This is a genomic window from Pseudomonas atagonensis, assembly GCF_011369485.1.
Classification (GTDB): domain Bacteria; phylum Pseudomonadota; class Gammaproteobacteria; order Pseudomonadales; family Pseudomonadaceae; genus Aquipseudomonas; species Aquipseudomonas atagonensis.
This window is the reverse complement of the sequence record NZ_VXCA01000030.1, coordinates 54,376-73,937: the sequence shown is the minus strand read 5'-3', so window position 1 is coordinate 73,937 and position 19,562 is coordinate 54,376. Positions and strand designations below refer to the sequence as shown.

Genomic DNA, 19,562 nt, shown 5'->3' with positions numbered 1-19,562 from the left:
GCATTCACAAGGCTTATAGGGCCAGAAAGCGCGATGACCAGCATCAGCTTCAAGAGTGTTTGCATAGGCAGTTCAAAAAACCTCAATCGAGGTTTTTTCCAATGAATCTGTTCAGTTTGCGGCGTTCTGCGCCGAGCCTTGATGACCTGGCGTTCGAGGCCAGCCAATCAGCTATTGACGACAGCCTGAGTACCGAGCGCCTGATGCCAAGTGTTGAACGGCCGCAGCAGGTCTTCGTTCGCGGCCAGGGTTCCTGGCTGTGGGACAGCAACGACCGCGCTTACCTCGATTTCTCCCAGGCCGGCGGCGCCAATAGTCTTGGCCACAGCCCTTCGGCGCTGGTCAAAGCCATTGCCAGCCAGGCCCAGGCGCTGATCAATCCCGGTTTCAATCTGCACAATCGCGGCATGCTCAGCCTCGCCGAGCGCCTGTGCGCCAGCACCTCCAGCGATCAGGCGTACCTGCTCAACAGCGGCAGCGAGGCGTGCGAAGCAGCGATCAAATTGGCGCGTAAATGGGGCCAGCTGCATCGCGGCGGGGCTTCGCGGATTATTGTCGCGAAGCAGGGTTGTCACGGCCGCAGTCTGGCGACGATTTCCGCCTCGGACAGCTGCAATCTGCACAACCGCTTTGCGCCGCTGCTGCCGGGGTTCGATCTGGTGCCGTTCAACGATTTGCCGGCGCTGCACGCGGCGGTCGATGCGCAGACCGTGGCGATCATGCTCGAACCCATCCAGAGCGACGCCGGCGTCATACCAGCAACCGAGCATTACCTCAAAGGCGTCGAACGTCTGTGTCGTGAACTGGGCATTCTGCTGATTCTCGACGAAGTGCAGACCGGCATCGGTCGCTGCGGCAGCTTGCTCGCCGAACAATCCTTTGGCGTGCGCGCTGACATCGTGGTGCTCGGCAAAGGCCTGGGCGGCGGCGTGCCGTTGGCGGCGCTGCTGGCGCGGGGCAGGGCATGTTGTTTCGACGCGGGTGAACTCGGCGGCACGCATCACGGCAACGCGCTGATGACGGCGGCCGGTCTTGTCGTCCTCGACGCCGTGCAAGACCGCAGCTTTCTCGAACAGGTCAAAGAAAATGGCCAACATCTGCACGAAGGTCTGGCGCGACTGGCGCACCGTTATGGCCACGGTGAACTGCGCGGTCAAGGCCTGTTCCATGGACTGACCCTGTCAGACGATTCCGCCGATGCCGTCGTTCACGCTGCATTGCATGAAGGCCTGCTGCTCAATGCGCCTCAAGCCAACTGCCTGCGCTTCACCCCGGCACTGACCGTGAGTAAAACCAACATCGACGAAATGCTCCTGCGCCTGGCCCGGGCCTTCGCGCGCGTGCGCACTGCACAACTGCAGTGCCGCAAAGGGATTGCCGTCTGAGCTGAAATTTCCTGCCCGATTTCAAGAACCGTCTCGCGGTATAACGCACGCCCCACGCCTGATTCTTTTGGCGTGGGGCGTTTTTTTACAATGGATACTGGCAAACAAATGGCGATCGCACTGAACCCTGACGAACGGTGCGGGTCGATTAGCTTGTATGGCTCAAGTGAGCCAACCCCTATTCAGGAGCTGACCCATGGACTTCATTCGAATCATCATCGCCATTCTGTTGCCACCACTGGGTGTGTTTCTGCAAGTCGGGTTTGGCGGGGCGTTCTGGTTGAACATTCTGCTGACGTTGTGCGGCTACATTCCGGGGATCGTGCATGCGGTGTACATCATCGCCAAACGCTGAGTCCTCCGCCGTCGGATAGATCGCTAACGCTGGCAAGCCAGCTCACACAGTAGTCTCGGTCGTACATCGATTTTGTGTACACCAAAGAACCTGTGGGAGCGAGCTTGCTCGCGAATGGGGCAACGCGGTTTTGAATGGGGCGCGGTAATCAGTCCGCCAATCCCATCACCCGCCGATAAAACTTCCATTCCTGTTCCAGCGCATGCGCCTGATTGGCCGCGCGGCGGAAGCCGTGGCGTTCGTCGGGGTAGTAATGGGCCTCGACCGGGATGCCGTTGTGCTCCAGCGCCGTGACCATGTCGCGGGTCTGTTGCGGGACGACCACGGCGTCGAGTTCACCCTGGAAGAAGATCACCGGCACGCGGATGTTGTTTGCGTGCAGTAATGGCGTGCGGGCGGCGTAGCGTTCGGCGTCTCGCTCGGGATCGCCGATCAGCCAGTCCAGATAATCGCCTTCGAACTTATGCGTCGCCCGAGCCAACGCCTCCGGGTCGCTGACCCCGTAAAGGCTGGCGCCAGCGCGGAAGACCTGCTTGAACGCCAACGCGCACAACGTGGTGTAACCGCCCGCGCTGCCGCCCCGAATGAACGCGCGATTACCGTCGATCAAACCCTGTTCGGCGAGATAGCTCACCACAGCACAAGCATCCTCGACATCCACCTCGCCCCAGCTCAAATGCAACGCCTGACGATATTCCCGGCCATAACCGCTGCTGCCGCGATAGTTGAGGTCGGCAACGGCGAAACCGCGTTGCGTCCAGTACTGGATGCGTGGGTCGAGTATCGGGTAACAGGCCGATGTCGGGCCACCGTGGATGAACACCACCAGTGGCGGTTGCGCCTCATCGTTCATGGCTGGATAGAAGAAACCATGCGCATGACCCGTATTGGTCGGGTAACGCAGGGTTTGCGGACGGCTGATGCGTTCAGCGGGTAAAGGCGCCACGCCACCGGCCAGCACTTTCACTTCACGCGTCCCACGATCAATGGTGATGACCGCCGAAGGACTGATCGGCGAGGCGGCGATGCAGTAAATAAACTGCGCATCCAAAGCCAGATGACGGAAGCGACTGTAGTCGCCAGTGAAGTCTTCATCGCCCAATGTCAGACGGCCAAAACCACCTTCACTCCAACTGGCTAAAACCGAATCTTCAACAGGCAACCAAGTGCCGCCGCCCAATTGCCAAGGCGCTGGAGCGTGATCGGCTGGCGCGGCGGGCAATGGCTCCAGACCCTCAGAACTCTCAGCCCACGGCTGCCAGAATCCGCCGCGATCGGTCAGGCAATAGAGGCGACCTTCGTTATCGAATCGCGGTTGTTGAATGGATTCTTCAATCTCGGTACCAGCAACACAGCGTGCCGAACCGAGTGCACCGCCAGGTAAACGCTGCGCCACCATCAACCGCGTCGATGTCCATGGCTGATGCGGCCGGCTCCATTCGATCCAGGCCAGTCGCTTGCCGTCCGGGCTGACAGTCGGCGCGGCGTAAAAGTCTGCACCTTCAGCCAGCAAATGCCGCGTTCCGTCCACCAGATCAATCGCTACAAGTCGATGCAGGTCGTGCCGTTCTTCCACGGCCAGCACTTGGCCGAACGCAAACTGCAGATCGCCATAACGGCACTCACCCGAAGTCAACGCCTCAGGTGCTCCAGACAAATCCTGCCGATACAACTGCTGATCCGCCTCGGCGACGAAAACCACCCCGTCAGGCGTCAGACAAAACGCACCACCGCCATATTCGTACACCCGACTGCGCACGCTGAAACCGCCTGGCGTCAGACATTTCGCCACGCCATCGCGCCAGTGCCAGATCCGGCATGCGGCCTCTTCCGGTCGATATTCGTTCCAGAACAAACCGTTTGCACCGAGCAGCAGCTCGGCGAAATCCATCCCGGCTGCGACGGCTTGCGAGGCGCTGAAAGGCTCAGCCCTTGGCGATGAGGCGTGAGTTTCGTTCATTGCGGAAGGCCAGTTGTTCGATGGTTTGAGTGGCGTGCTCGGCTTCTTCGCGGGCCTTGAGGATCACGCCGTGATGTTCGGATTTGCTGCACACAGGGTCGGCATTGCTCGCGTCACCGGTGAGCATGAACGCCTGGCAGCGACAGCCGCCGAAGTCTTTTTCTTTCTCGTCGCAGGAGCGGCACGGCTCGGGCATCCAGTCATACCCGCGAAAGCGGTTGAAGCCGAACGAGTCGTACCAGATGTGCTGCATGCTGTGGTCGCGCACATTGGGAAATTGTACCGGCAGTTGTCGGGCGCCATGACAGGGCAGGGCGGTGCCGTCCGGTGTGACCGTCAGGAAGATGCTGCCCCAGCCGTTCATGCAGGCTTTCGGGCGTTCTTCGTAATAGTCCGGAGTGACGAAAATCAGCTTGCACGGATGCCCTTCGGCCTCCAGTTTGGCGCGGTATTCATTGGTGATGCGTTCAGCGCGCACCAGTTGTTCCTTGGTCGGCAACAGGCCGACACGATTGAGCTGCGCCCAGCCGTAAAACTGGCAGGTGGCGAGCTCGACGAAGTCGGCCTCCAGCGCAATGCACAGCTCGATGATGCGGTCGATCTTGTCGATGTTGTGCCGATGGGTGACGAAGTTCAGCACCATCGGGTAGCCGTGGGCCTTCACCGCACGGGCCATTTCCAGTTTCTGCGCGAAGGCTTTTTTCGAGCCCGCGAGCAGGTTGTTCACTTGCTCGTCACTGGCCTGGAAACTGATCTGGATGTGGTCGAGCCCGGCCTTCTTGAAATCGCTGATTTTCTGCTCGGTCAGGCCGATGCCGGAGGTGATCAGGTTGGTGTAGAAACCCAACTGGCGCGCTTCACGGATCAGCTCGGCCAGATCCTGACGCACCAGCGGTTCGCCCCCGGAAAAGCCCAGTTGCGCCGCACCCATCTCCCGCGCCTCGCGGAATACCTTGATCCACTGTTCGGTTGTCAGCTCTTTGCCTTGCTCGGCGAAATCCAGTGGATTGGAGCAGTACGGACATTGCAGCGGACAGCGGTAAGTCAGCTCGGCGAGCAGCCACAGCGGCAGGCCGATTTCCGGTTTGGGCGGGACTTGCACCGATGACTCAGGCAAGTTCGATCCAGTGCTGCGCACGGGCAACCTCCATGAATTGCTCGATGTCGTCACCGAGCTCGGGTACGCCGGGGAACTGCTCATCGAGTTTGGCGATGATCGCTGCGACATCGCGCTCGCCGTCAATCAAACCGCCGATCAACGCGGCAGTTTCGTTGAGCTTGATCATGCCTTCCGGGTACAGCAGCACGTGGCCTTTCTGGGCCGGTTCGTACTGGAAACGGTAGCCGGGACGCCAGGTCGGGGTCTTGCTGCGGTCGAAACTCATAAGGCGATTCCTTTGTGCCAGACCCGTTGATCGGTGACGCTGTGATACGGCGGGCGGTTCAGTTCGTAGGCCATGCTCATGGCATCGAGCATGCTCCAAAGAATGTCCAGTTTGAACTGGAGAATTTCCAGCATGCGCTCCTGGCCTTCGCGCGTCTTGTAGTGCTCCAGCGTGATCGCCAGACCATGCTCGACATCGCGCCGCGCCTGCCCGAGGCGGGTACGGAAGTATTCGTAGCCGGCCGGATCGATCCACGGGTAATGCTGCGGCCAGCTGTCGAGACGCGACTGGTGGATCTGCGGCGCGAACAGTTCGGTCAATGAGCTGCTGGCAGCTTCCTGCCAACTGGCGCGACGGGCGAAGTTGACGTAGGCATCAACGGCGAAACGCACGCCGGGCAGCACCAGTTCCTGGGAGCGCAGTTGATCCGGATCGAGGCCGACGGCCTGGCCGAGACGCAGCCACGCTTCGATACCGCCGTCTTCACCGGGGGCGCCGTCGTGGTCGAGCAGGCGCTGAATCCACTCGCGACGAATCTCGCGATCCGGGCAATTGGCGAGGATCGCTGCGTCTTTCAGGGGAATGTTCACCTGATAGTAGAAGCGGTTGGCGACCCAGCCCTGAATCTGCTCGCGGGTGGCGCGGCCCTCGTACATCGCCACGTGATACGGGTGGTAGATGTGGTAATAGGCGCCTTTGGCGCGCAGGGCCGCTTCGAATTCGGCGGGGGACAGCGGGGTGTCGGTCATTGCGGTTCTCCGGGCCATTCGTTACAGGACAATGCTCATGCCGTCATACGCCACTTCAACATTGCGCCGAACCAGTTCCGCGCGCTCCGGGGAGTCTTCGTCAAGAATCGGGTTGGTGTTGTTGATGTGGATAAGCACCTTGCGCTGCTCGGGAAGCTGTTCCAGCACTTCGAGCATGCCGCCGGGGCCGTTCTGGGCCAGGTGGCCCATTTCGCGGCCGGTGCGGGTGCCGACGCCACGGCGCTGCATCTCATCGTCGTCCCACATCGTGCCGTCCACCAGCACACAGTCGCTGCCGGCCATGATGTCCAGCAACGGCGCGTCGACCTTGCCCAAGCCCGGCGCGTAGAACAGTTTGCCGCCGGTGCTGAGGTCTTCGACGATCAGGCCGATGTTGTCGCCCGGGTGCGGGTCGAAGCGGTGCGGCGAGTAGGGCGGTGCTGCGCTGCGCAACGGCAGCGGGGTGAAGCGCAGGTTCGGGCACGCCGCCACTGTGAAACTCTGGTCGAGTTCAATGCGGTTCCAGTCCAGGCCGCCGTTCCAGTGGGTGAGCATCTTGAACAGCGGGAAACCGGTGCTGAGATCTTCGTGAACCATGTCCGTGCACCAGACCTGATGCGGGCAGCCTTCGCGCAGGCTGAGCAGGCCGGTGGTGTGGTCGATCTGGCTGTCCATCAGGATGATCGCGCTGATGCCGGTATCACGCAGGGCACGGCCCGGTTGCATCGGGGCAAAGCTTTGCAGTTGCGCGCGGATGTCCGGCGAGGCGTTGCACAGCACCCAGTTCACGCCGTCATCGGAAATCGCGATGGACGACTGGGTGCGGGCCTTGGCATTCAGGCTGCCGTCGCGAAAACCTGCGCAGTTGACGCAGTTGCAATTCCACTGCGGAAAACCGCCACCGGCGGCCGAACCCAGAATCTGGACGAACATGAACGCTCCAATCTTTCAACGCTGAAAATAAAACGCCTCGGCGAGCCGAGGCGTTGCACTGCAATTCTGACGAGGCAGAACTCAGCGGCTGGCGAAGTACATGGTGACTTCGAAGCCGATACGCAGGTCGGTGTAAGCAGGTTTGGTCCAAGCCATCGGGTGACTCCTTCTTCAGGTGGGTGAGATAGCGCTATCCATAGGTATAGTCCACGGCAGCGCAAAGATGTTCCAAATAGTTAGGTGGCTATGTTACTCAAAATTTCACCGGGTTTGCCCGTGAATCTTTGAGAAAGCTCCTTGCAGCCTGAGTAATGATCATTCTGCCGCTTGCCACGATGAATCCGGCATCACTCCAGTGGCGAGACACAGCCAGCCACCTACGGCGCTGTTCAAACGGTGTGCGGCGGCCAGCAGAGCCGGGCGGTCCAGTTGACCGACAGCCTCAATCAATTGCGTGAGGTAATCCGACGAGTGGCCAGCAAGCTTTGCTTGCCAGAGCAGTTCGGCAGCGTCTTTGGCGGACAGATTGCTCTCGGTGAATTGCTGCGCGAGTGACTGACGTAGCTGATTGAAACTGCGGTCATCGAGGTTTTCGATCAGCGCAGGAACGCTGTCGAGGAACTGCTGAAGATGACGGAGCAACTGAACCGGTGCAATGTTCGGCGACTGTACGCCAAACATCAGTCCGCTCTGGCCGTGAATCTGCCGCAGGCCGCTGAGCACCGCATAACCCAATTGCAACTCCACCCGCAGCCGTTGATAGAACGGCGTCTGGCACAGCTGCGCGAGCAGGCGCCACGCCGCTTCGTCGGCAATTTCGCGGCTGGTTGTCGGACAGAACAGCAGCAGGGCGTGCTCACTGGAGCCCGTATCGATGTGGCTCCACAGGCGTTGGGCATTCATCATAGGCGTTGCCGGCAGTTGAGTGTCCGGTGTGCCGGGGATGCGGCTGAGGGCCAGCCCCATCGCCGATTGAGTCGGTGCGCTGAGGCCCAAAGCCAGTCCGTCCCAACGCGAAGTTGTCCACAGGTGTTTGATGTCGTCTGACTCGGCGGCCGCTGGCAGGCAGCGCTCAGGCAACGCCATGAGCAATTGGCGGATCGGTATCAACGGCGCTTCTGGCGCTGCGCGTACGGAATCAGTATCAGTCTGTGTCAGATTTTTCAGCGCATGCTCCAGGATTCCGGGCATCGGCTCCTGCAGGCCCGTCAGTTTCAGCAGCCATTGAGTGCCGGTGGCATTGAACGACAACTCGACCCCGGCCTGACGCGCATCTTCCTGAGTGTCCCGCAGGCTGCGCTGCAGCTTGCCTTGCAGATCGGCACTGGCTGCGGCTTGCAATTGCCAGCGCAGATAAATCGCGCCTTGATCGCTGGTGTCCGGCAGCGCCTGGCTGAACTGCATCGGCGACCGCTCGCGACGGCCGCGCGAACGATCCTGGGCGAACGTGCGAAGTCCCCGGTGGGCACTGGTCTGGCCGCGAATCAAACCGGCGTTGGTCAACGGTTCGCTGGAACGCAGGAAAGGATTGGCTGCCGGCAGGTGCCAGTGCTGGCTGAAGTTATCCACAACACCGATTTCGTGCAGCACCTGTTCAAGCGCAACAACGCCGTTTTCTGACAAGCCGTGGTCGAGTTGTTCACTGTCGAGGCGCACCAGTTGCAGGGCGCTGCTGATTTGTTGCTGACGCTGAAGCAGATTGGCGTATTCCTCGCGCAACGCTGACCAGTCCTGCTGCGTAGCAAAGAAGCTCAGCCAATCCATTAGTTGTTCGCGAATAACGCTCATGGCTTCGTGAGGAGCAGTGAAATGCACATGCAGCAGCGCTTGTCCGGCAAAGTGATACAGCGCAGTGGCTTTCAAGTCGTCTGCGAGATTTTGTTGCTGCAGATGTGCGAGCAGACCGCCCGGTTTGGCGTTGTTCAACGCATGGCAGAGAAACCGCAAGGCTTCGGCAGACGATGCAGGCAATGAGTCAAAGGCAAACAGCAAGTTGTGATGCCGCTCGCCGGCCTGTTGATAACTTTTCACTCCCAGTGGCCATGGTGCTGCCTGGGCATTTTTATCCCCAACCGGCAGCTCCGCCGCGAACTGCTCCGCCAGTGCGCGCAGCGCCTCAATGCTTTGCGGGCCGGCCAGGCTCAGAGTCATTTGCCCGGTGCGATAAAGCTGCTGATGGAAATCCTTCAGCGCCTGCTGAAACGCCGGGTGCTCGACTTGCAGTGTGTCGCGGTTGCCCGCATGAAAGCCGCGTAACGGGTGATCCGCAGGTAAACCCTCGTACAACGCAAACGCCTGCTGCGCCGTGGGATCCTGCGACCAAGCGACAAATTCCGCCTGCAACACTTCCCTTTCCCGCAATTGATCGTCCGTATTCATCCGTGGATGGGCGAGCATGTCTGACAGACGCTCCAGCCCGCCGCTGAACGCGTGGGTTGGCAACTCAAAGAAAAAGTCGGTCGTGCGCTCGCGGGTGCTGGCATTGACCTGACCGCCATGCCCTTGCACGTAGGCCATTAGCCCTTCAGTTGCAGGAAAACGCTCGGTGCCAAGAAACAACAAGTGCTCAAGGAAATGCGCCAGCCCCGGCCACGCCAGCGGCACGTCGTGGCTACCGGCAGCCACACGCAACGCGGCGGCGCTGCGCTTCAGACCGGGCACGTGACGCAGGGTCACGCGCAAGCCATTGGCCAGGGTTTCAGTGTGGGGGCGGGGGTGGGTCGGCGCAGGCATGGGCACTTCCAGAACAGTGAAGTGCCAATGCTAGCGGATTAGCGCTTGTTGAGCGCGTCGTAAAGCTCGGGACGGCGGTCGCTGAAGTAGCGATTGGCGGCGCGGGAGTCGACCATCAACTGGCGATCCAGCTCACCGACGATCAGCGCTTCATCGAGACCGGCCTGAGCGATACGGCTGCCGTCCGGTGCGGCGATGCTGCTTTGTCCGCAATAGTGGATGTCGCCTTCCTGGCCGCAGTAGTTGGCGTAGGCCACATAGCACTGGTTTTCGAAAGCCCGGGCGCGCACCGAAACATCGGCGATGAAATCGAACGGGATCATATTGGCGGTTGGCACCAGAATCAGTTCGGCGCCATCGAGGGCTAGGCGACGGGCATTTTCCGGGAACTCCAGGTCGTAGCAGATCAGGAACCCGAGCTTCCAGCCGTTCAGTTCAACCACCGGAAAGTCACCTTCGCCGGGGCTGAACATCGATCGATCGAGATCACCGAACAGATGCGTCTTGCGGTAATTGCACAGGCGCTCGCCGTTCGCGTCGATCAACTGCACGGCGTTGTAAATCTGTCCGTCGGCGTTACGTTCGGGGTAGCCGTAAAGGATCGCCAGGCCGGCAGCCTTGGCTATCCGACCGATCTGCTGCGCCCATTCTCCGTTGTAGACCTCGGCCAATGTACTGACTGCTTCGGCTCCAATGTTGTAGCCGGTCATGAACATCTCCGGCAGCACCAACAGATCGGCACCCTTGGCCTCCATCGCCAGTTGATGCAGGCGTTGCAGATTGGCGGCGGGGTCCAGTGGCAGCGGCGGACATTGGTAAAGGGCTACACGCATCAGGGATTCCTCTTACTCGGGCAGGGCGATAGGGCCGATGTCTTTGAACACATCACCCGGGCCCGGGTTCGCTTTATGTGTCGATCCGCCGAAGTGCTTCATGATCCCCCACACTGCGTTGAGTGAAGTCTGCACCGCGCCTTCGACCCACGCCGGGGTCCACGACACGTCATCGCCGGCGATGAAAATCCCGCGCTGCTCGGCGGGCATGTCGTCCTGCATGAAGTGCGCGTACATGCGCTGGTTGTAGCGGTAGTGGCCGGGCAGGGCGCCTTTGAACGCACCGAGGAAATACGGATCGGCTTCCCACGACACGGTGATCGGATCGCCGATGATCCGCGCGGCGATGTCGACTTTCGGGTAGATCTTTTTCAACGCATTCAGCGCCAGCTCCACGCGTTTTTCCACCGGGTGCGGCAGCATCTTCAACGCGTCGCTCATCCACGAATAGGACAGGCAGATCACGCCCGGCTTGTCGTCGCCGTTGTCGAAAAGATAAGTGCCGCGAGTCAGGCGATCGGTGAGGGTCATGCTCATCAGGTCGCGACCGGTTTCCGGATCCTTGTCCTTCCAGAACGGCCGGTCGACCATCACGAAGGTTTTCGACGACTGCATGTAGCGGGTGCGGTCGAGGGCCATCCACATCTTCTGCGAGAACAGGCTTTCGTCGCATTCGATCTGGGTCGTCAGCAGCCAGCTCTGGCACGTGGTCAGGACAGCAGCGTATTCGCGGGTGTCGCCATTGTTGTCGGTGACGGCGAAGCGGCCATCCGGCGCGTGGGCGATTTTCTTCACGCCGGAACGCGGCGCGCCACGGTGCAGAGATTTCAGGCTGGTGCCTTCAGGCCAGTGCACGCAGCGTTCAGGCACATGGCGCCAGATGCCTTGTGGGACTTGCTCGACACCGCCGACTACCAGATGCTGGTGATCGTCGCAGTTGGTCATCACCACGCGGAAAATTTCCAGCATCGAGTTGGGGAAGTCCGAGTCCCAGCCGCCCGTACCGAAACCGACCTGGCCGAACACTTCACGGTGGTGGAACGACAGTTTGGCGAAGGCTTTCGAAGTGGCGACGAAGTCGTAAAACGTGCGGTCGTCCCACAGCGGCACCAGGGTGTTCCACAATTCTTTCAGGCGAGGTACATCGCGGTCACGGATGGCTTGCTGAATATCGGAGAACTGCGAACCGGCCTCCAGCGCATCCGCCCAGGCGTCAGCCACTTCCTGGAACAGGGCAGGAAGATCCGCCAGTTTCTGTGCGTAATGGGTTTTGCCTTCCAGGTCGATCACTGTGCTGCCAGAGGCGGGCGTGAGCGGGTTCGGGAAAGGTTTGGTCTCAAGCCCGAGCTTGTCGACGTAGTGATAAAACGCTGTGGAAGATACCGGGAAGCGCATGCCACCGAGTTCGGCGACGATGCCATCGGTGCCGTTGAACGCCTGCGAGCGTAGACGACCGCCCAGCTTGGAGGCCTCGTAAACCACCGGTTTCAGGCCGAGCTTCATCAACTCGTAAGCGGCCACAAGGCCGGCGATGCCCGCGCCGACAATCGCCACTTCAGCGCCGTGATTGTGTTCAGGAATGCTGCCGAGGCCCGCCGGGTGTTCGATCCAGTCGTCAAAAGCGAAAGGAAAGTCCGGGCCGAAGATGGTGACTGGTTTCTTACCGTCTGCAGGATGGCGATTGTTCTTGTTCATGGATGACCTTGCTGGCGACCCGACGCGGGATGCGCGTCTGAGTATAGGAAAAGATGCCAGCCATTCTAGGGAGCGTAGAACACGTTAATAAGACGCAAAGTGTCGTCGTTTTGAGTGTTGGTGATGCAATCTGACGGAGTTGATGATCAAACTGGATGGCCGCGATCAATCTTGCTGCTGAGAATGATCGACGTCGTGGTCTTCTCTACACCGTCTACGCTGCCGATCTGATCCAGCAACTGATCGAGCTGCTCCGGTGAGTCCGTCCGCAGCCACGCCACATAATCAAATTCGCCACTTACCGCGCACAGCTGCTGTACCTGAGCCATCGCGCTCAACCGCCGCAACACCTCTTTACCAGAGCGCGGCTGCACCTTGATCCCGACGTAAGCCTGCAAGCCGCCATCCACTACACGCTGACCCAGTCGTACGCCGTAGCCGGTGATGACCTTGGCCTTTTCCAGCCGCGCCAGTCGCGAAGTCACGGTCGTGCGGGCGATCCCCAATTGCCGGGCCAGCATCGCCACGCTCTCGCGGGCGTTGATTTGCAGGGCCGCGATCAGCTGGCGGTCGATTTCATCGAGCACGGGTGGGCGGATGTCGGGCAAGGGCAGGCTCCAGCGGTACGGATCAATGGGGTCGCATGTTACAGGCTCGCCACGCGAGGCGCTTGTGAGCGTTGATTGAGCGGCTGGGGTTAGGCTGTCGCCGGATCGGGAGATTTTACTGAAACAAAAGAACAGACAAATGATTTGACTTGCCTGCTGCCTTTATCAAAAATGGCTTCAAGAGCGCGAAATCTGCTGCCTTGCAGGGCTTCAGCAGACGTAGGTACCTCAGCGATGCTGCAACATCGGTGTAAGGTGAGACCTCTTCATCCCATTTCCTGAGGATGCCAATATCAGGATTCAAATATTCAAGGGGAGCCAACAGGCTCCCCTTTTTGTTTGTCCTGAAGAACGTATCTCTTGTAGAGAAGTTCTCCCTGGCGGTGCTTGTTCATAGCTCTTGCCGGGGCATGCATGAAGTTCCACAGGACGTGCCCGTGCCTGACATCCACTACGACGAGCATGTCATTCTTTGCCTCGTAGGCGTTGATGAAAGCCATGCGGTATCCGCCGTTGTCGTACAGCACTCTCCATATTTCAAAAGGTCCCGTCAGCGTATCAATGGCATGCCGAACATAGCGCTCTCGTGAATCAGCGCGTTTTTCGACGATGTGGGCGAGTTTGTCCCTCATGACTGCAACGTTTCCGATCGGGGTGAGGATGGTGACTGCGAGCACCGCCTCATCGATGAATCCGAAGTGAGCCAGGAGAATTCTGAGGGCTCCTTGCGCATCGTCTGCCCTTTTCACTTCATCAATTGCGGCCGAGCGAAGCTCCCTGACCAGCGTTCGCAGGTCGGGCAAAGCTAAGTCGATCCATGTTTGTTGACCTCCTGATTCTTTTATCAGTGGCGCAGCATTCACGAGCATGAAAGTAATCCTTGGCGAATAGCGGCGCCCGGAGATTACTTGCTCGGAGAAAAGGCCAACAAGGTTGAAAACTCAGTGAAAACACAGCTTGGGAAATTACTTACAGACCTTGCGGTGGTATTCCGAGCGTTGCGCTTGTGAAGACCTTGATCGCCAAGCGACAGGCGAAAAAAAGCCGCACATAAGCGCGGCTTTTTCATTTTTGGTGGGCCCACACGGACTTGAACCGTGGACCAAAGGATTATGAGTCCTCTGCTCTAACCAACTGAGCTATAGGCCCTCAGTAGGCCGCGGATTATAGCGACGGTTTCTCGGCTGTGCTATCCGAAAAATCCGATACGGTTACACGAAGAAACGTTGCCGCGAATTCTTCCGGTGGTAGCGGCAGGCTGACGATGTAGCCCTGGATCTGTTCGCAGCCTTCGGCGGCGAGGAATTGCTGTTGTGCCTGGGTTTCCACGCCTTCGGCAATCACAGTGAATTGCATGCTCCGGCCCAGGGCGATGATGGCGCGGACAATCGCCGCGTCGTGGGGGTCGTCGGGCAGTCCGCGGACGAAAGACTGGTCGATTTTGAGGATGTCCAGCGGCAGGCGTTTGAGGTAACTGAGCGAAGAATAGCCGGTACCAAAATCATCAATGGCCAGTTGTACGCCGAGGTGTTTGAGTTGGTGCAGCACCGCCAGCGCCTCTTCGGCCTGACTCATGATGAAGTTTTCGGTAATTTCCAGTTGCAGTAAATCGGGCTGAAGGCGGTTGTCCTTGAGCAGTTGCTCGATGCGTCCGAGCAGGTTGGGTTGACGTAGCTGCGCACCTGCGAGGTTGACGGACAGCGGCCCAAGGCTGTCGTAGACCTGACTCCACTCGAACATTTGTCGGCACGCGGTCTCCAGCACCCAATCGCCGATCTGCAGGATCATGCCGTTCTCTTCTGCCAGCGGGATGAAGTGCTCCGGCGGCACCTCGCCAAAGGTTGGATGACGCCAGCGGATCAGGGCCTCGGCGCCGACCAGACTGTGATCGTCGAGGCTGATTTTCGGTTGGTAGTAGAGGAACAGTTCGTCGCGCTCGATGGCCCGACGCAGCTCGTGCTCCAGCGCCACGCGCTCGCTGGCCTGGGCGGTGAGGTCGCGGGTGTAGCTCTCGACGCGGTTGCGGCCCTTGGCTTTAGAGCGATACATGGCCGCATCGGCGTTTTTCACCAGCGTGGCCACGTCGCAACCGTCGCGCGGGTACAGGCTGGTGCCGATGCTGGCGCTGATGAAAAACTCATGCTCGCCGGCCTGAAACGGCGCGCCAAAGCAGTTCAATAGTTTGGTGGCGATATGGTCGGCGTCGCTGGCCTGCTGCAGACCGGGCAGCAAAATGATGAATTCGTCGCCTCCCAGACGTGCGACGGTGTCGATGTCACGCAGCTGTTCTTTCAAACGTACGGCGATGCCCTTGAGCAGCAGGTCACCGACCGGATGACCGAGGCTGTCATTGATGTGTTTGAAGCGGTCGAGATCGAGAAACAGCACGGCGCCCTGGCCGCCGTTTTCCTGCTGGCTGTTCAGCGCCATCTGCAAACGGCTTTCAAACAGTGTGCGGTTCGGCAGGCCGGTGAGCGGGTCGTGGTGCGCCTGATAATCGAGTTTGGCCTGGGCGTGCTTGAGGCTGGAAATATCGGCAAACACGGCGACAAAGTGGGTGATGAACCTGTCGCGGTTGCGCACGGCGCTGATGGTCAGCCAGCTCGGGTACAACTCGCCGTTTTTGCGGCGATTGGAAATCTCGCCCTGCCAGTGACCTTCGTCAGTCAATTGATGCCACATCGCCGCATAAAAAGCGCTGTCATGCAGTCCCGAGGCGAGCAGACGCGGCGTATGGCCGAGCGCTTCGCTTTCGCTGTAACCGGTGATCTCGGTGAAGGCCCGGTTGACCGCACTGATGTGCTGCTGAGTGTCGGTGATCAACACACCTTCGGCTGTGCTCTCGAACACGGTTGCAGCCTGTTGCAGTTTTTCCTGCATCAGGTGGCGCTCGGTGATGTCGCGGGCGATGGTCAGCATGCAGTCTTCATCGCCGATCGGCAGCGGACGTGCGGACACCTCGCAGAGGCGGATCTGCCCGTCGCTGCGGCGGATATGGCAGCTGAAATCACGGACATAACCGTCACGGTGCAGCAGGTCGAGCATCTGTTTACGTTCGTTGAGGTTGACCCAGATCCCCAGATCCAGCGCCGAACGATCTACCGACATGGCGCTGTTGAACCCGGTGATGCGGCTGAAGCCTTCGTTGACCTCCAGCAGCAAACCGTCGCTTTGGCGTGACAACAACAGGCCATCCGGAGAAGCGTGGAAGGCTTTGGCGAATTTCTCTTCGGAGGTTTGCAGCTGTTGTTGGGTTTCCTTCAACTGGGTGATATCGCGCACAACCACCACCAGCGCGGGAGTCGTGTCGAGGTCGAAAGGTTCAGCCGAGATCAGGCCGGTAAACACCTGCCCGTTGTTACGGCGAAAGGGCATCTCCAGGTTACGGATGCTGCCTGCCTGCAAACGCTGCAACAACCCCGGCCCCACACCCGGGATGCCCCAGATGTTGAGATCGGTGGCGGTTTGGCCAATGACTTCTTCGGCCTTGAGTCCGATTTGTTCCTCGAAGGCTTCGTTGACCTCCAGCAGACAACCGTCGGACAGCCGCGCGATCACCAGGATGTCCGGGCACTGCTGGAACACCGAGGCGAATTTCTGCTCCGACAAGCGCAGCGCTTCCTCTGTGCGCTTGGTTTCGCTGATGTCGATCATCAGCCCACGCATCACCGGCTCATGGCCGTGCTCGATCAGGCTGACGATGTCGCGTACCCAAAGACACCGACCATCGGCGGTGATCACGCGGTAATCGAGGCTGTGATCACGCCCGGCCAGCACTTCGTGATCGCAGAAACTCTGGGCGCGGGTCAGGTCTGCCGGGTGAATGATGTTGCGCCAGAACCCCGGAATCAGCCAATGCGACAGGGGGTAACCGAGCAGGTCTTCGGCGTGCGGCGACACATAGCTGTAGGTGAAGTCGCTCATCCGCGCTTCCCAGGCGATGGCCGACAAACTTTCTACCAGGCCGCGATAGTGGTATTCGCTGCTGCGCAGTTCCTGTTCGAGGTCGATGCGTCGGGCAATCTCGGAACTCAAGCGCCGATTGATGCGGATCACTACCGCCAGAATAATCATCAGCAAGAGCAGGCCGGGCAGGCCGTAGATCAACAGATCTGACCACAATGTCCGGTGATCGAGGACGTTGCCCACCCAGTGTTCCTGAATGCTGCTGATTTCGTCCGGGCTCATATCGGCCAGAACTTTGTCCAGAATACCGACCAGCATCTTGTTTTCACGCGGTACGCCCATCGCCAATTGATAGCGGTACGGGGTTTCTCCGCTGACATACAGACCATCGAGTTTGAGCTGGCGTAGGCTCCAGACGCTGGACGCGAGGTCGCCAACCACAGCGTCCACTTCGTCGGTTGCCAGCGCTTGCAACGCTGAGCTGACGTTGGGCATGGCAACCAGATTAAGGTCCGGGTGATGGGTGCGTAGAAGCTCATGTGGCGCGTAGTTTTCCACCACGGCGATCTTCAGACCGTACAGATCGTCCAGTTTGCGTGGTTGCGCCCCTCCAACATGGGCGAGGATGACGATGGGGAAGTCGAGATAAGGGCGGGTAAATGACAGATAGGTCTGACGTTCCGGGGTAGACATGATGCCCGGTAGCAGATCGATCTTGCCTGCCTTGACCTGCTCCAGCACCTCCGTCCAGCTCACCGGCTCGATGGGCGTGAGTTTGATCGCCAGGCGCTGGCGAATCACATCGATATAGTCCGCCGCCAGCCCCTGATATCGGGCCTGATCGTCGCGAAACTCAAAGGGCGGCCACGAGGCGTCCACACCCAGGCGCAAGTCCGGGTGAGCCGCCAGCCAGCTACGTTCTTCATCGGTCAGAGTCAGCGCGTCAGCCGTTGCGGTCCAGATCATCAGTGACAGCAAAAAAAGCACGGACGCCAGTCTGGGCATAACGCTCTCGTTATGGCTCGGGGATGATTGTTTCGAGTGTAGACGGGGTATGCGGGGGAGGGGTGTTGCGAAGGATTTTATCTGCCATATAAACAAAATCCCCGGCCTGGGCCGGGGATTCTGGTATCACTCGTCGAGGAAGGAGCGCAGATGCTCGCTTCGCGTCGGGTGGCGCAGCTTGCGCAGCGCCTTGGCTTCGATCTGACGGATACGCTCACGCGTTACGTCAAACTGTTTGCCCACTTCTTCGAGCGTATGGTCGGTGTTCATGTCGATACCGAAACGCATGCGCAGTACTTTGGCTTCACGTGCAGTAAGGCCGGACAGCACTTCGCGAGTCGCTTCTTTCAGGCTCTCAACAGTGGCGACATCGATTGGCGACTGCATGGTCGAGTCTTCGATGAAGTCACCCAGATGGGAGTCTTCGTCATCACCGATCGGGGTTTCCATGGAGATCGGCTCTTTAGCGATCTTCAATACCTTGCGGATCTTGTCCTCAGGCATTTCCATGCGTTCGCCCAGCTCTTCCGGGGTCGGTTCGCGACCCATTTCCTGCAGCATCTGGCGGGAAATACGGTTGAGCTTGTTGATCGTCTCAATCATGTGCACCGGAATACGGATGGTGCGGGCCTGGTCGGCGATCGAGCGAGTGATCGCCTGACGGATCCACCAGGTGGCATAAGTCGAGAACTTGTAACCACGACGGTATTCGAACTTGTCCACCGCTTTCATCAGACCGATGTTGCCTTCCTGGATCAGATCGAGGAATTGCAGGCCGCGGTTGGTGTACTTCTTGGCGATCGAGATCACCAGACGCAAGTTGGCTTCAACCATCTCTTTCTTCGCGCGGCGGGCCTTGGCCTCACCGATCGACATGCGACGGTTGATGTCCTTGATTTCTGCGATGGTCAGGCCGGTCTCGGTTTCCAGTGCGATCAGCTTCTGCTGGCAACGGATGATGTCCGGCTGAACGCGACCAATGGCTTCGGCGTACTTGCTCTTGCCTTTGGCCAGGGCGTCGGACCAGCTTTCGTCGACTTCGTTGCCCGGGAACTGACGCAGGAAATCGGCGCGTGGCATACGTGCATCACGTACGCACAGTTGCATGATCGCGCGCTCTTGCTGACGCAGACGATCCAGGGCGCTGCGAACACGCTCGACCAGGCCTTCGAATTGCTTCGGCACCAGTTTGATCGGCATGAACAGCTCGGCCAGGGCCAGCAACTCGGCAACCGCTGCCTTGTTGTGACGACCGTGCTTTTTCAGAGCCTTGCGGGTGATTTCCATCTGATCGGACACAGCGCCGAAACGCTGGGCAGCGATGACCGGATCCGGACCGCTTTCGGCTTCTTCTTCGTCATCGGAAGATTCGGCTTCATCGTCGTCGGTATCGTCGTCCGCTTTTGCGGCTTTCGCTTCGATCGGTGGCGGCACTTCGGCAGGCGGCGCAATGCCGTCGTCCGGGTCGATATAACCGCTCAGAACGTCGGACAGGCGACCACCTTCGGTGGTGACGCGAGTGTACTCGGAGAGAATGTGGTCAACCGTGCCAGGGAAGTGCGCAATTGCGCTCATCACTTCACGGATGCCTTCTTCGATACGTTTGGCGATTTCGATTTCGCCTTCACGAGTCAGAAGCTCGACCGTACCCATTTCACGCATGTACATGCGCACCGGGTCAGTGGTGCGACCGATATCGGTCTCCACCGCTGCCAACGCGGCGGCTGCTTCTTCCGCAGCGGCCTCGTCGGTATCGGCGTCGGCCAACATAAGGGCGTCCGCATCCGGAGCACTCTCGTGTACGGGGATCCCCATGTCGTTAATCATGCGGATGATGTCTTCCACCTGCTCCGGATCTGAAATATCCTCGGGCAGGTGGTCGTTGACCTCGGCGTAAGTCAGATACTTCTGCTCACGACCCAGTTTGATCAACTCAATAATACGAGACTGCTGTTGCGCTTTTCCGGACATAACACCCTATCCACTGAAGGTCTTGGCGGGCAAAAAACAAGCCG

15 protein-coding genes and 1 tRNA gene are annotated in these 19,562 nt (G+C 59.5%); 2 read left to right on the top strand and 14 right to left on the bottom strand.

Annotation, left to right across the window (positions count from 1 at the left end; translation table 11 throughout):
• Positions 1-101 precede the first annotated feature (101 nt).
• Both F2P67_RS21380 and F2P67_RS21375 read left to right on the top strand, forming a co-directional pair.
• Positions 102-1,385: an aspartate aminotransferase family protein gene (locus F2P67_RS21380; RefSeq protein ID WP_166223342.1), complete on the top strand. Its 1,284-nt coding sequence runs from the start codon at positions 102-104 to the stop codon at positions 1,383-1,385.
• Positions 1,386-1,581: 196 nt separating this feature from the next.
• Positions 1,582-1,740, top strand: a complete 159-nt coding sequence (locus F2P67_RS21375; protein ID WP_003228885.1) for a YqaE/Pmp3 family membrane protein — start codon at positions 1,582-1,584, stop codon at positions 1,738-1,740.
• A 148-nt stretch (positions 1,741-1,888) separates the two neighbouring features.
• Here F2P67_RS21375 and F2P67_RS21370 read toward each other — a convergent pair whose 3' ends face one another.
• From F2P67_RS21370 to rpoD, 14 genes are all read right to left on the bottom strand, one after another.
• Entirely contained in the window at positions 1,889-3,700 is a 1,812-nt protein-coding gene (locus F2P67_RS21370) for a S9 family peptidase (RefSeq protein WP_166223340.1), read from the bottom strand.
• Entirely contained in the window at positions 3,666-4,802 is a 1,137-nt protein-coding gene (gene pqqE, locus F2P67_RS21365) for a pyrroloquinoline quinone biosynthesis protein PqqE (protein ID WP_425511027.1), read from the bottom strand. The genes F2P67_RS21370 and pqqE overlap by 35 nt, the downstream gene beginning before the upstream one ends.
• 7 nt (positions 4,803-4,809) lie before the next feature.
• On the bottom strand, positions 4,810-5,085 hold the full coding sequence (gene pqqD / locus F2P67_RS21360) for a pyrroloquinoline quinone biosynthesis peptide chaperone PqqD (RefSeq protein ID WP_166223336.1): 276 nt from the start codon (positions 5,083-5,085) through the stop codon (positions 4,810-4,812).
• Entirely contained in the window at positions 5,082-5,834 is a 753-nt protein-coding gene (pqqC, locus tag F2P67_RS21355) for a pyrroloquinoline-quinone synthase PqqC (RefSeq protein WP_166223334.1), read from the bottom strand. The genes pqqD and pqqC overlap by 4 nt, the downstream gene beginning before the upstream one ends.
• 21 nt (positions 5,835-5,855) lie before the next feature.
• Positions 5,856-6,767 (bottom strand): pyrroloquinoline quinone biosynthesis protein PqqB, encoded by a 912-nt coding sequence (gene pqqB / locus F2P67_RS21350; protein WP_166223331.1) that lies wholly within the window; start codon positions 6,765-6,767, stop codon positions 5,856-5,858.
• Between the two features lie 81 nt (positions 6,768-6,848).
• Entirely contained in the window at positions 6,849-6,923 is a 75-nt protein-coding gene (pqqA, locus tag F2P67_RS21345; RefSeq protein WP_003444522.1) for a pyrroloquinoline quinone precursor peptide PqqA, read from the bottom strand.
• 159 nt (positions 6,924-7,082) lie between these two features.
• Complete coding sequence (gene pqqF / locus F2P67_RS21340; protein WP_166223328.1) at positions 7,083-9,500, bottom strand: pyrroloquinoline quinone biosynthesis protein PqqF; 2,418 nt, start codon at positions 9,498-9,500, stop codon at positions 7,083-7,085.
• A gap of 38 nt (positions 9,501-9,538) precedes the next feature.
• Positions 9,539-10,333, bottom strand: a complete 795-nt coding sequence (locus F2P67_RS21335; protein ID WP_166223325.1) for a carbon-nitrogen hydrolase family protein — start codon at positions 10,331-10,333, stop codon at positions 9,539-9,541.
• A 12-nt stretch (positions 10,334-10,345) separates the two neighbouring features.
• Positions 10,346-12,028, bottom strand: a complete 1,683-nt coding sequence (locus F2P67_RS21330) for a flavin monoamine oxidase family protein (RefSeq protein WP_166223323.1) — start codon at positions 12,026-12,028, stop codon at positions 10,346-10,348.
• A gap of 146 nt (positions 12,029-12,174) precedes the next feature.
• Positions 12,175-12,636 (bottom strand): Lrp/AsnC family transcriptional regulator, encoded by a 462-nt coding sequence (locus F2P67_RS21325; RefSeq protein ID WP_007959884.1) that lies wholly within the window; start codon positions 12,634-12,636, stop codon positions 12,175-12,177.
• A 308-nt stretch (positions 12,637-12,944) separates the two neighbouring features.
• Positions 12,945-13,505 (bottom strand): PBECR2 nuclease fold domain-containing protein, encoded by a 561-nt coding sequence (locus F2P67_RS21320; protein WP_166223320.1) that lies wholly within the window; start codon positions 13,503-13,505, stop codon positions 12,945-12,947.
• A 203-nt stretch (positions 13,506-13,708) separates the two neighbouring features.
• Positions 13,709-13,785 (bottom strand) — tRNA-Ile (locus tag F2P67_RS21315).
• A 15-nt stretch (positions 13,786-13,800) separates the two neighbouring features.
• Entirely contained in the window at positions 13,801-17,547 is a 3,747-nt protein-coding gene (locus F2P67_RS21310) for a bifunctional diguanylate cyclase/phosphodiesterase (protein ID WP_166223317.1), read from the bottom strand.
• 126 nt (positions 17,548-17,673) lie between these two features.
• On the bottom strand, positions 17,674-19,518 hold the full coding sequence (rpoD, locus tag F2P67_RS21305; RefSeq protein WP_166223314.1) for an RNA polymerase sigma factor RpoD: 1,845 nt from the start codon (positions 19,516-19,518) through the stop codon (positions 17,674-17,676).
• Positions 19,519-19,562: the final 44 nt, after the last annotated feature.